Annotated in this window: 12 protein-coding genes; 4 read left to right on the forward strand and 8 right to left on the reverse strand. The window is 64.0% G+C overall.

The window, feature by feature from the left end; genetic code table 11:
- The first annotated feature begins 11 nt into the window (after positions 1-11).
- Both EJ068_RS04380 and EJ068_RS04385 read left to right on the forward strand, forming a co-directional pair.
- Positions 12-875 carry an SDR family NAD(P)-dependent oxidoreductase gene (locus EJ068_RS04380; protein WP_127250665.1) on the forward strand — a complete coding sequence of 288 codons (864 nt, stop codon included), beginning with the start codon at positions 12-14 and terminating at the stop codon, positions 873-875.
- On the forward strand, positions 872-1,594 hold the full coding sequence (locus tag EJ068_RS04385; RefSeq protein WP_127250663.1) for an SDR family oxidoreductase: 723 nt from the start codon (positions 872-874) through the stop codon (positions 1,592-1,594). The genes EJ068_RS04380 and EJ068_RS04385 overlap by 4 nt, the downstream gene beginning before the upstream one ends.
- A gap of 10 nt (positions 1,595-1,604) precedes the next feature.
- Here EJ068_RS04385 and EJ068_RS04390 read toward each other — a convergent pair whose 3' ends face one another.
- The 6 genes from EJ068_RS04390 to EJ068_RS04420 form a co-directional block, all read right to left on the reverse strand.
- Positions 1,605-1,970: a DoxX family protein gene (locus EJ068_RS04390; protein WP_127250661.1), complete on the reverse strand. Its 366-nt coding sequence runs from the start codon at positions 1,968-1,970 to the stop codon at positions 1,605-1,607.
- A gap of 64 nt (positions 1,971-2,034) precedes the next feature.
- Positions 2,035-2,493, reverse strand: a complete 459-nt coding sequence (locus tag EJ068_RS04395; protein WP_127250659.1) for a carboxymuconolactone decarboxylase family protein — start codon at positions 2,491-2,493, stop codon at positions 2,035-2,037.
- Positions 2,494-2,529: 36 nt separating this feature from the next.
- Positions 2,530-3,048, reverse strand: a complete 519-nt coding sequence (locus tag EJ068_RS04400; protein WP_127386490.1) for an Rrf2 family transcriptional regulator — start codon at positions 3,046-3,048, stop codon at positions 2,530-2,532.
- A gap of 341 nt (positions 3,049-3,389) precedes the next feature.
- Complete coding sequence (gene preA, locus EJ068_RS04410; protein WP_127250691.1) at positions 3,390-4,703, reverse strand: NAD-dependent dihydropyrimidine dehydrogenase subunit PreA; 1,314 nt, start codon at positions 4,701-4,703, stop codon at positions 3,390-3,392.
- A gap of 2 nt (positions 4,704-4,705) precedes the next feature.
- Positions 4,706-6,070 (reverse strand): NAD(P)-dependent oxidoreductase, encoded by a 1,365-nt coding sequence (locus EJ068_RS04415; RefSeq protein WP_127250690.1) that lies wholly within the window; start codon positions 6,068-6,070, stop codon positions 4,706-4,708.
- A 114-nt stretch (positions 6,071-6,184) separates the two neighbouring features.
- Positions 6,185-6,919: a gamma-glutamylcyclotransferase gene (locus EJ068_RS04420; protein WP_127252184.1), complete on the reverse strand. Its 735-nt coding sequence runs from the start codon at positions 6,917-6,919 to the stop codon at positions 6,185-6,187.
- A gap of 174 nt (positions 6,920-7,093) precedes the next feature.
- Between EJ068_RS04420 and EJ068_RS04425 the strand changes: the two genes are divergently transcribed.
- Positions 7,094-7,870 carry a VOC family protein gene (locus EJ068_RS04425; RefSeq protein WP_127252183.1) on the forward strand — a complete coding sequence of 259 codons (777 nt, stop codon included), beginning with the start codon at positions 7,094-7,096 and terminating at the stop codon, positions 7,868-7,870.
- 305 nt (positions 7,871-8,175) lie between these two features.
- Here EJ068_RS04425 and EJ068_RS04430 read toward each other — a convergent pair whose 3' ends face one another.
- Positions 8,176-8,664, reverse strand: coding sequence for a hypothetical protein (locus tag EJ068_RS04430; protein WP_127252182.1), 489 nt, complete (start codon positions 8,662-8,664; stop codon positions 8,176-8,178).
- A 196-nt stretch (positions 8,665-8,860) separates the two neighbouring features.
- Here EJ068_RS04430 and EJ068_RS04435 point away from each other — a divergent pair, with 196 nt between their 5' ends.
- Positions 8,861-9,259 carry a DoxX family protein gene (locus EJ068_RS04435; RefSeq protein WP_126081941.1) on the forward strand — a complete coding sequence of 133 codons (399 nt, stop codon included), beginning with the start codon at positions 8,861-8,863 and terminating at the stop codon, positions 9,257-9,259.
- 81 nt (positions 9,260-9,340) lie between these two features.
- On the opposite strand, the gene EJ068_RS04440 is transcribed toward EJ068_RS04435, so the two are convergent.
- Complete coding sequence (locus tag EJ068_RS04440; RefSeq protein WP_127252181.1) at positions 9,341-11,767, reverse strand: FAD-dependent oxidoreductase; 2,427 nt, start codon at positions 11,765-11,767, stop codon at positions 9,341-9,343.
- Between the last annotated feature and the right edge of the window lie 23 nt (positions 11,768-11,790).

Consider the following 11,790-nt stretch of genomic DNA (forward strand, 5'->3'; position numbering starts at 1 on the left):
AGGCTCTGGACATGGAACACAAGGACAAAACCATTCTCGTCACCGGCTCGACCGACGGCGTCGGCCGTGTGGTCGCCGAAAGGCTCGGCGCCGCCGGAGCCCGCGTGCTGGTGCATGGCCGCGACGCAGGCCGCGGCAAGGCGACGGTCGCCGCGATAGAGGCCAAGGGCGGCGAGGCGGAATTCCTCGCCGCCGACCTCGCTTCGCTTGCCGAAGTACGCCGCCTCGCCGAAGTACGCCGCCTCGCCGAAGCCGTGCGCGCCAGGACCGACCGGCTCGACATCCTGATCAACAATGCCGGCGTCGGCACCGGCGGCCAGGGCGCCAAGCGGCAGGTCAGTGCCGACGGCTACGAGCTGCGCTTCGCCGTCAACTATCTCGCCGGCTTCCTGCTGACGTGCGAGCTCTTGCCGCTTCTCAAGGCAGGCGCGCCGGCGCGCATCGTCAACGTCGCCTCGGCCGGCCAGCAGGCGATCGATTTCGACGACGTCATGCTGACGCACGGCTATAGCGGCGTGCGCGCCTACTGCCAGAGCAAGCTGGCGCAGATCCTGTTCACCGTCGATCTGGCTCAGCAGCTCGAGGGCACCGGCATCACCGTCAACGCCTTGCATCCGGCAAGCTACATGGACACCACGATGGTCCGGCAGGCGGGCGTCAGACCATTGAGCTCGGTCGAGACCGGCGCTGACGCCATCCTCAACCTCGCGACCTCCCCGGCGCTCGAAAGGCGCAGCGGCCGCTATTTCGACGGCCAGCGGGAATCGCGCGCCGATGCGCAGGCTTATGACAAAAAGGCGCGCCGCCGGCTGCGGGCGCTGAGCCTCGAATTGACCGGACAATCTTCTGCAACATCCAAGGAACAACACCCATGAGCGAGACCATCGAACATTGCGTCATCATAGGCGGCTCATCCGGCATCGGCCTCGCGACGGCCAAAAAGCTGGTCAGCCCCGCCATGAAAGTCACGATCACCGGCCGCAATGAGGAAAAACTCAAGGCTGCGTGGAAGAGCCTGGGCGGCTCAGCCGACAAGGCTGCGTTCGATGCCGGCAATCCTGATGAGGTGCAGCGGTTTTTCAAAGACCTAGGGCCGTTCGATCACCTGGTTCTCGCCGCGAGCGGCGGCAAGGGGATGGGACCGTTCGCGACGCTCGACCTCGCCGATATCGGCAGCGGCGTCGACGAAAAGATCCGGCCGCAATTGTCCTGTCTGCAGGCAGCCCTGCCGACGCTGAACAAGACCGGATCGGTCACCTTCATCTCGGCTGTCTCGGCGCAGATCGCGGCGCCGGGCGTCGCCGGCATCGGCGCCATCAACGGCATGCTCTTGACCGTCGCGCCGATCCTCGCTGTCGAGCTGAAGCCGCTGCGCGTCAACGTCGTGGCGCCCGGCGTCATCGACACGCCCTGGTGGGATTTCTTGCCGGACAATCAGCGGCAAGCGGTGTTTGCCGAATATGCCGGCAAGACTCCGGTCGGCCGCATCGGCCGCGCCGAGGATGTCGCCGAGGCGATTGCCTTCCTGGTCTCGAACAGCTTCATGACCGGTCAGGTGCTGACCTGCGACGGCGGCTTGAGGTTCGCGGCCTAGCCCTGGACCGTCAAAGCGAATGCGCGATCAGCGCCAAGAAGCCTCCGCCAAGCGCGGCATTGCTGACGACACCGTTGATACGGACAGCGCGATCGGCACCCTGATGATCCCAGAAATTGTGGAACATCGGCGTCGCGACGATGAGGAACAGGATCAGGGCCGCCGCCGCTGGCGCGGTCCATATGCCGGCGATCACCAGCGCCCCAGCCGCGACCTGCAGCACGATGCCGAGCCACAGAGCGAGCGCGGCCTGCGGGACACCACGCGCGGCCATCAACGAAGCGACCAGCTTTCTGTTCAGTCCGGCAAAGACGAAAGCACCGCCGAGCAGCAGCCGTGCGATGATTAGAATCTCGTTCTCAAAATTCTCAAACATGTCGTTGATCTGAAAATGAAAAAAGCGTGGGCCTGTCACAGGCCCACGCTATCGATGAATACACTCAGGCAGCCTTGGCAGCCGGCATCGGATGAATGGCGTGGAAGGGAATACACAACCGGTTCCACGTGTTGATCATGCCGAGTGCGACCGAGAGCTTGACCAGTTCCTCTTCCGAGAAATGCTCGAGCGTGCTGGCGTAGAGCTCGTCCGACACGCCATTGTCGGCGATCAGCGTCACGGCCTCGGTCCATGCGAGAGCGGCACGCTCGCGCTCGGAAAACAGCGGCGATTCCTTCCAGGCGGCGACGAGATAGAGCCGGGTTTCGGTCTCGCCGTCGCGCCTCGCCTCGCGGCTGTGCATCTCGACGCAGTATGAGCAGCCATTGATCTGCGAAGCGCGGAGCTTGATCAGGTGCAGCAGGCTCACTTCCAGCCCGCATTCGTCGACGGCCTTGTTGAGCGCCGACACCGCCTTCATGATTTCCGGCGCCTTGGCAAAGAACTGCAATCTCTGTTTCATCGTCTTTCCTTCCAGTTTTTTGGGCGGGTTAGGGGTTTAAGTCTGCTTGGATGAAGCGGATTTCTGCGGCCGCTGGTGGCGCTCGACGAAAGCGCAGCTCGCGGCATAGGAGCGCGGATCGCCTTCGGCGGCGTACTCCGCAACGAGATCGGACAGCTTCACGTCGGCAAGCGCTGCCCGATAAGCGCGCTCGGCCTTGAGCATCGCGGCGTTGATGCCGCAGGGCTTCACATAGGCCGAGGCGTCAATCTTGACCGGGCCGCGCTGGCGGATTTCGCCGCAGCGGAAGGCAGGCTCCCTGCCCTCGACCGCCAGCACGATATCGAGCAGCGTGATACGTTCCGCCGCCCGCGCCAGCCTGTAGCCGCCCGCCGGCCCCGGCACCGATTCAAGGATGCGCGCCGCCGTGAGCTGGTTGAGATGCTTCAACAGATAGCTCGGCGACAGCCCGAAACACTCCGCCAGCGCCGCGCCCGGCATGGTGCTGTTGCCGTCCACGCTGGCCAGCGTCGCCGCGCAGTGGATGGCCGCCTCAACGCCATCGCCCAGTTTCATCGTGCCGATCTCCAATTCGTGGATATAACTTATCGTGGATAATTTTTATCTGCAATGGGAAAATGCAAATTGCTCTGCCAATTCATCAAGGCAATGTGAGTGAACGGCGCTTCGCAGGACCTGGGTTCCTCGCACCCCGCAAAGCGGGGGAGAGGTGGCCCGGCGAAGCCGGGACGGAGAGGGGGACCACCCTCTGCGAAGCCAGAAACCGGTCAAGGACGAGGCGCAGGGAAAAAAGCAATTAAGGGCCTTGGCGGTGTCCAGCCGCCGCGAAGGCGCCCTCTCCGTCCCGGCTTCGCCGGGCCACCTCTCCCCACTGTCGTGGGGCGAGGAACCCGAGTTTATTCCGCCGCTACCTTGGCCATCGGATTGTTGGGGTGCGTCGTCCAGTTGGCGTAGATCGGCGACACCGGCTTGCCGGTGCGCTGGTCCACGACGCCGGCCGCCAGCGGCGCCATGGTGATGCAGCCCTCGACCGGGCAGACATTGACGCAGAGGTTGCAGCCGACGCATTCGGCCTCGGTCACCTCGAAATGCCTCACACCATCCACCATGCTGGTGATCGCCTGGTGCGAGGTGTCCTCGCAGGCGATGTGGCAGCGGCCGCATTTGATGCAGGCGTCCTGGTCGATATGCGCCTTGGCGACATAGTTGAGGTTGAGATACTGCCAGTCGGTGACGTTGGGCGTGGCGCGGCCGATGATATCGGAGAGCGAGGCATGGCCCTTCTCGTCCATCCAGTTCTCCAGGCCGGCGATCATCTCCTGCACGATCTTGAAGCCGTAGGTCATCGCCGCCGTGCAGACCTGCACATTGCCGGCGCCGAGCGCCATGAATTCGGCGGCGTCGCGCCAGGTGGTGATGCCGCCGATGCCGGAGATCGGCAGGCCGCGGGTTTCAGGATCGCGCGCGATCTCGGCCACCATATTCATGGCGATCGGCTTCACCGCCGGGCCGCAATAGCCGCCATGCGAGCCCTTGCCGTCGATGGTCGGCTGTGGCGCAAAGGAGTCGAGATCGACGCCGGTGATCGAGTTGATCGTGTTGATCAGCGACACGGCGTCGGTGCCGCCGGCATGCGCGGCTCTCGCTGGCTTACGGATGTCGGTGATGTTGGGCGTCAGCTTGGTGATGACGGGCATGCGCGTATACTGCTTGCACCAGCGCACCACCATCTCGATATATTCCGGCACCTGGCCGACCGCCGAGCCCATGCCGCGCTCGCTCATGCCGTGCGGGCAGCCGAAATTGAGCTCGATGCCGTCGGCGCCGGTCTCCTCGACCAAGGGCAGGATCGCTTTCCAGCTTTCCTCCACGCAAGGCACCATGATCGAGGCGATGAGCGCCCGGTCCGGCCAGTTCATCTTCACCTGCTTCATCTCGCGCAGGTTGGTCTGCAGGTCGCGGTCGGTGATCAACTCGATGTTGTTCAAGCCGAGCAGCCGGCGGTCGGCGCCCCAGATCGCGCCATAGCGCGGACCGTTGACATTGACGACCGGCGGCCCCTCTTCGCCGAGCGTCTTCCACACCACGCCGCCCCAGCCGGCCTTGAAGGCGCGCTCGACATTGTAGGCCTTGTCGGTGGGCGGCGCAGAGGCCAGCCAGAACGGATTTGGCGACTTGATGCCGATGAAATTGTTGCGGATGTCTGCCATGCTCATGCCCTCCCATTAGAGGTCAGTGCCCGGTGGATGCTCTCGGCCGCGTCGCGCCCTTGCGCCACCGCCGATACGGTCAAATCGTCGCCGCCGAAGATGCAATCGCCGCCGGCCCAGACTTTGGCCAGCGAGGTGCGGCCTTCGGCATCGACCTTGATGCGGCCGCCTTCGAGTTCGATCGCCTCTGCGCTGCCGTTGAGATGCGCCGGCACAAAACTCTGGCCGATCGCCTTGAACACCTGGTCGGCGACGAGCGTGAGCCTTTCGCCGGTGCCGACAAGCTTGTCGCCGCTCATAGCGGTGTATTCGAGCTCGATTGCCGAGACCTTGCCGTTCTCGGCAATGACGCGCTTGGGCTGCAGCCAGTGGCGGATGGTGACGCCGTTGGCGGCGGCCAGATCCTGCTCGAACTCCGAAGCGTTCATATGCTCCTGGCCGCGGCGATAGCAGATCGTCACCTCCTCCGCGCCGAGCAGCTTCGACTGCACCGCGGCATCGACCGCCGTCATGCCGCCGCCGATGACGACGACGCGACGGCCGACCGGCAGGCTGGAGAGGTCGCTTGCCTGGCGCAGTTCGGCGATGAACTCGACCGCATTGGCAACGCCGTCGGCGTCTTCGCCCTCGGCGCGCAGCGCATTGACGCCGCCGAGCCCCATGCCGAGGAACACCGCATCATAGTTGCGCATCAGGTCGGCCAGTTGGAAGTCGCGGCCGAGCGCCTTGCCGTTCTGGATGTCGATGCCGCCGATCGCGGTGACATAGTCGACCTCAGCCTGGGCGAAATCGTCGACGCTCTTATAGGCGGCAATGCCATATTCATTGAGGCCGCCGGACTTCGGCCGTGCCTCCAGGATCGTCACCTCATGGCCATGGCGGGCAAGGCGATGCGCCGCCGCCAGCCCGGCCGGACCGGCGCCGACCACGGCGATGCTTTTCCCGGTCGGCTCGGCGCGCTTGTAGAACTGCTTGCCCTCGCTCATCGCGACATCGGTGGCGTAACGCTGCAGCCGGCCGATCTGCACCGGCTTGCCTTCGGCCACTTCGCGCACGCAGACCTCTTCGCACAGCGTCTCGGTCGGGCAGACGCGGGCGCACATGCCGCCAAGGATGTTCTGGTCGAAGATCGTCTTGGCCGAGCCCAGCGGATTGCCGGTCGCGATCTGGCGAATGAACAGCGGGATGTCGATCGAGGTCGGGCACGCATTCATGCAGGGCGCGTCGTAGCAGAAATAGCAGCGGTCGGATTCGACCAGCGCTTCGTGGTGATCGAGCGGCGGGTGCAGGTCGGAAAAATTGTCGGCATATTGCTCGGAAGACAGCCGGCCGCCGGCAATGCCCTCGATGAAATGACCAGTCGCCATTCCAGTTCCCCTTGTTGTCGTTTTGGGGAAGGCTAGCACGTTTTATTTTTTTATCAATTGGTCAATTTTCGGCCAAACCCCTGAAAAGGTTGAGTAAAAACATGACAAATCAAGTCATGTTATAGCCGCCTCATTGATCTCTGCCGCGCCATGATTTGTGACCCTGTGGCCATGGATCGACCGGATCTCGTCCGCCACCAATTCCTGCAGCCGCCACAGATTGCGGTCATGGATGCCGAAGGTCTCGAGATGGCTGACGGTGTTGTAGAGATATTCAGCACCCGAGCCGACATGGCCGCACGCGCGCGCCAGCACCCAAGCCACCTTCTCCAGCGGCTGCCCGAGCGACGTCCCCCTGCCCGCCACGCCGACCCAGAAGCCCAGCGCCCGCACCCGACCTTGCGCCGTCCGCACCGGAACCCATCTGACGGAGGCGACGCTCTCGTGGTCGTCGATCTCGCGTCGCAGCAGCCTCTCGATCTGGGCCGGCTTTTCGCCATCCGGCAGGCGGTAGACGACGCCGTCGCAGCGCCCACCGCGTTCAAGCGCCATCATCAGCCCCGGCTGCTCAGCGCTGCCTCTCCAGCGCACGAGATCCAGGCAGAAGGAGCGATGCCAGCCATGCGCCGAGGCGCGCTGCTGCTCGACGGACTCGAAGGCCGGCTTCCAGATCAGCGAGCCATAGGCGAACACCCAAAGCGGTCCCTCATCGGCCTCGCCGGCGAGACGCGTGGCGAGCGCGCCGAAATCGTCGTCGCTGAGCTGCGTCCACTCCCCGCTCGGACCGGGATCGATCTCCTCGCGATGGCAAAGAGCCACAAGCTCGGGCGTGAGCGACATCTGGCGCATGGAAGGCAAACCCCTCTTTGCCGGCAGCAAAGTCGAAAAGAGTGGGCTATGCAAGATCAGGAGCGGGACGCCTTGCCGACCGGGATTTTCGGCCCATGTCGGATTTCTGTCGCCAGGATCGTCCTAGGATGGATCGAACTGCGATCGCTGCCTGAACCGGTGAGGAGACCGACCATGCCGAAATCCCCGCAACCTTTCTTCTGGTACGAACTGATGACCACCGACCTCGACGCCGCCGAGGCCTTCTACACCGCCGTTGTCGGCTGGAAGGCCGAGCCCTTCGACAACGCCCCCGGCATGCCCCGCTACATCGTGGTGAATTCCGCCGAGCGCGGCGTCGGCGGATTGATGACCATGCCGGAAGAACCCGCCAAGAGGGGCATGCCGCCAACCTGGCTGGGCTACATCTACACCAAGGATGTTGACGCCTCCACCCAGGCGCTCAAGGACGCCGGCGGCGCCGTGCACCGAGCGCCCGACGATATTCCGGGCGTCGGCCGGTTCGCGGTCGTCGCCGACCCGCAGGGTGCGGCCTTCATGTTCCTGCAGCCCAATCAGCCTGACCAGCCGCCGGTGCCGGCAACCACGCTCGGTCATGTCGGCTGGCATGAGCTCTACACGTCGGACTGGAAAGCCGCCTTCGATTTCTATTCTACCCAGTTCGGTTGGACGAGCGCCGGCGAGTTCGACATGGGCGAGATGGGCATCTACAAAACCTTCGGCGCCGGTCCGGAATCCGGCGGCGGCATGATGAACAAGCCGCCGCAGATCCCGGTCTCCGTCTGGCAGTTCTATTTCAACGTCGACGCCATCGACGCCGCCGCCAAGCGCGTCACCGACAATGGCGGCAAGGTCATCATGGGGCCGATGGACGTGCCGAGCGGCCAATGGATCATCCAATGCCAGGACCCGCAAGGCGCGCATTTCGCCCTGCTGGCACCGGTTCGGTAGAATTCTCTCTCCCTCGGAGCGGGCAATCGCATAAGGCGCTCCCCCTCTCCGTCCCGGCTTCGCCGAGCCACCTCTCCCCCATTTCATGGGGGCGAGGAACCCAAGCTTTCAAGACCGCGACATCCGCGGTTAGCGTTTCCTCGCCCCCATGAAATGGGGGAGAGGTGTCCGCGCAGCGGACGGAGAGGGGGCAGCGCTGCCGTCTGCGATTGCGCTTCCCTCTTGGGAGAGGTGCGATCAACCCTCCGCAATTGCTGCGAAGGACGGGCAAGACTTATCCGGCTGGCGCCGCTCTCTTAAATTAGTCACTCCGGCGTCAGCACCGCCAGCTTCAGATCGGCCTTCTTCGCGCCGCTGAGCTGGATGATCGCTGCGCCGCCGGCGAGCTTGAAGCGGATGCTCTTGCGGATGCCAGGGCAGGTCTTCACGCCGCTGAAGGCTGCCGATTTTACGGTCTTGCCATCCTGCACCACATCGATCCAGGCCTCGTCGGACAGGCTGAGCTGCAGCTCGCCATCAGGCGGCACCGTCACATTTGCTGTCGCGCCGAACGTGCCGGCTTTCGGTGCCCGCTCCGGCGGCACTTCGAAGCTGACGGTATCCACAGCCTCAAGCGAGAAATCCGCCGCTTGCCCGACCGTGAGGGTAGCGCCGGACTGCGCGGCGGGCGCCGCCGGAAACAGCGCCTGCTCGCGCTCGACCGGCCATTTGAAGGTCTCGCAGCCGGTATCGGCGGCCATGGCGAAGCTGGTGCCTGCAAGGATTGCGAAGAGGCCGATGATGACTTTTCTCATGATCAAGGAGACTCGCTTGGTTTGATTCATCACCCCTCTAGTACAACCATAGGGATATATATGCAACCATCGCGAGAAGAAATATGGGGACTCAAGCCATTACGGCTCACCGATTGTTGATGGTTGGCCAAGGGAAGTGAGTGGTCCACTGCCGGGCGATAATCTAAGGCCCGAGCGGGGGTAAATGGAGTTTCGGATGAAGCTTTTCGAAAGCCTTGCTCAGTTCCGCCCGCAAGCGCTGGGCGTGTTGCGCATCATGACCGCCTTGCAGTTCATCGAACATGGCTCGCAAAAACTGTTCAACTTCCCGGTAAGCGCCCAGCCGCACGCCCTCACCGGCCTGACGACGGCTGCAGGTATCCTCGAATTCGCCGGCGGCATCCTCTTGGCGCTCGGTCTCTTCACCCGCCCGGTGGCGTTCCTCCTGGCCGGCGAAATGGCCATCGCCTATTTCATGGCGCACTTCCCGCGCGACTTCTTCCCGGCCAACAACGGCGGCGACGCAGCCATCCTGTTCTGCTTCGTCTTCCTCTACCTGTTCTTTGCCGGTTCGGGCGCCTTCGCGCTGGACAATCGCGACAGCGCCAGAGCCTGATGGCAGGATGCGCGCCAGGAGGCTTTTTGTTTTGACGCAATTCCGGACGGAAAACCGCTTCGCACTTTTCCTGGAATTGCTCTAGCCGCGCATCCGCTCGAAATTGGCGTCGAACAGCGGCGCCGCCTGGATGCGCGCCGCGTGACGCTGGCCGAGGATCTCGATCTCGAAACCGTCCGGTCTGTCGGCAATTTCCTTCGGCACATAGCCCATCGCGACCGATTTCTTCGAATTATGCGCGTAGCCGCCCGACGTGACCCAGCCGCGCACGACACCGTCATGCCAGATCGCTTCGTCGCCGATCACATCGGCATCGACGGCATCAACGATGAAGGCGCGCAGCCGAAGCTTGCCGCCCTCTCGGCGCTCGGCGAGCGCCGCTTCCTTGCCGATGAAATCGGCGTCCTTGCCATAGGCGACGAAGCGGTCGAGCCCGGCCTCGACCGGCCCGTAGATCGGCCGGTACTCGCGCGCCCATGAGCCGTAGTTCTTCTCCAGCCTCAGCGCATTCAGCGCGCGCGAGCCGAACGGGCCAATGCCGAACTCCTCTCCCGCAGCGAGCAGCGCCTGGTAGGAGGCGCGCTGGTATTCCGGCGCCACCCAGATCTCATAGCCGAGATCGCCTGTGTAGCTGACCCGGCCGACAAGGCACGGCGCCATGCCGATGTCCATCCTGGCCACCGCCATGAAGGGGAACGCCTTGTTGGAAACATCGGCGCGGGTGACCTTGGCGAGCACCTCCCCCGCCTTCGGCCCGGCAATCGCAAGGCCGGTGAGCTTCTGTCCCAGCGCCTCGATCCGCACCGAGCCATCCTTGGGCAGATGGGCCTCGAACCAGCGCATGTGATACTGCTCGGCGATGCCTGAGCCGGCGACGAACCACTCTGCGTCGTCGATATTGGCCAAAGTGAAATCGCCGATCAGTCTGCCGTCGTCCTTCAGCATCGGCGCCAGCGTCATGCGGCCGCGCTTGGGCAGCTTGCAGGCGAATACGCGATCGAGCCATCCAGCCGCGCCCTCGCCCGTCACCTTGTATTTGGCGAAGTTCGAGATCTCCGACAGGCCGACGCCATTGCGCACCGCCGCGACTTCCTTGGCGACATGGTCGAAGTCGGTCGAACGCCGCCACGAGAACTCGTCCTTGACGCCTTCCGGCGCATACCAGAGCGGCACTTCGAGCCCGTAGGACACGCCCCATTGCGCGCCCCTGGCGGCCAGCATGTCGTAGAGAGGCGTCGTCTTCAGAGGACGCCCGGCCGGCAGCTCCTCGTTCGGGAAGCGGATCGAAAAACGCCGCGAATAATTCTCGCGCACCTTGGCGTTGGTATAAGCCATCGTCGCCCAGTCGCCATACCGCGCCACGTCCATGGCCCAGATGTCGGCGCCCGGATCGCCCTCGATCATCCAGTTGGACAGCGCGAGGCCAACGCCGCCGCCCTGGCTGAAGCCGGCCATCACGCCGCAGGCGACCCAGAAGCCCGGCAGGCCGCGCACCGGGCCGACCAGCGGATTGCCGTCCGGGGCGAAGGTAAAGGGGCCGTTGATGATCTGCTTGATGCCGGTCTTCTGGAAAGCGGGGAAATGGCGGAAGCCGACTTCCAGCGACGGCGCGATGCGGTCGATGTCCGGCTCCAGCAGCTCATGGCCGAAATTCCACGGCGTCTGGAATTCGGACCAGACCTTGTTGGCCTTCTCATAGGTGCCCATGAGCATGCCGCCGCGCTCCTGGCGCAGGTAGAGCTCGCCGTCGAAATCAACCGCGTGGATGATCTCGGTGCCGGTCTTCTTGTTCCAGTCGGCGACCTCCGGCATGTCCTCGGTGATCAGGTACATATGCTCCATCGCCAGCACCGGCAGTTCCAGTCCGACCATGCGGCCGACCTCGCGCGCCCACAGGCCGCCGGCATTGACAACATGCTCGGCGATGACATCCCCCTTGTTGGTGATGACGCGCCACAACCCGTCGGGACGGCGCACGATGTCCTCGACCTTGGTGAAGCGCTCGACCTCGGCCCCCAGCTTCCGTGCGGCCTTGGCATAGGCGTGCGTGACACCGGACGGGTCGAGATGGCCGTCCTCCTTGTTGCGCACCGCGCCGACGAACTGGCTGGGATCTATGAGCGGCATCAGTTCCGCCGCTTCCTTGGCCGAGATTACTTCGAGGTCGAAGCCGAGATAACGGCCCTTCGACACCACGCCGCGCAGCCAATCCATTCGAGCCTCGGTCGCGGCCAGAAGCACGCCGCCGGTAAGATGCACGCCGGTCGCCTGTTCTGAAAGCTCCTCGATCTCTTTGTAGAGCGAGATCGTGTATTTCTGCAGCTTGGCGATGTTGGGATCGCCATTGATCGTGTGCATGCCGCCGGCCGCATGCCATGTCGAACCCGAAGTCAGCTCGTCGCGCTCCAGAAGCACGACATCGGTCCAGCCATGGCGGGCGAGATGGAACAGCACCGAGCATCCGACGACACCGCCGCCGATGACCACGACCTTTGCATGCGACTTCATGGGTTCTTCTCGTTGGTTCAGTG

Origin of the sequence: Mesorhizobium sp. M2A.F.Ca.ET.043.02.1.1, from assembly GCF_003952405.1 — a bacterium.
GTDB lineage: Bacteria > Pseudomonadota > Alphaproteobacteria > Rhizobiales > Rhizobiaceae > Mesorhizobium.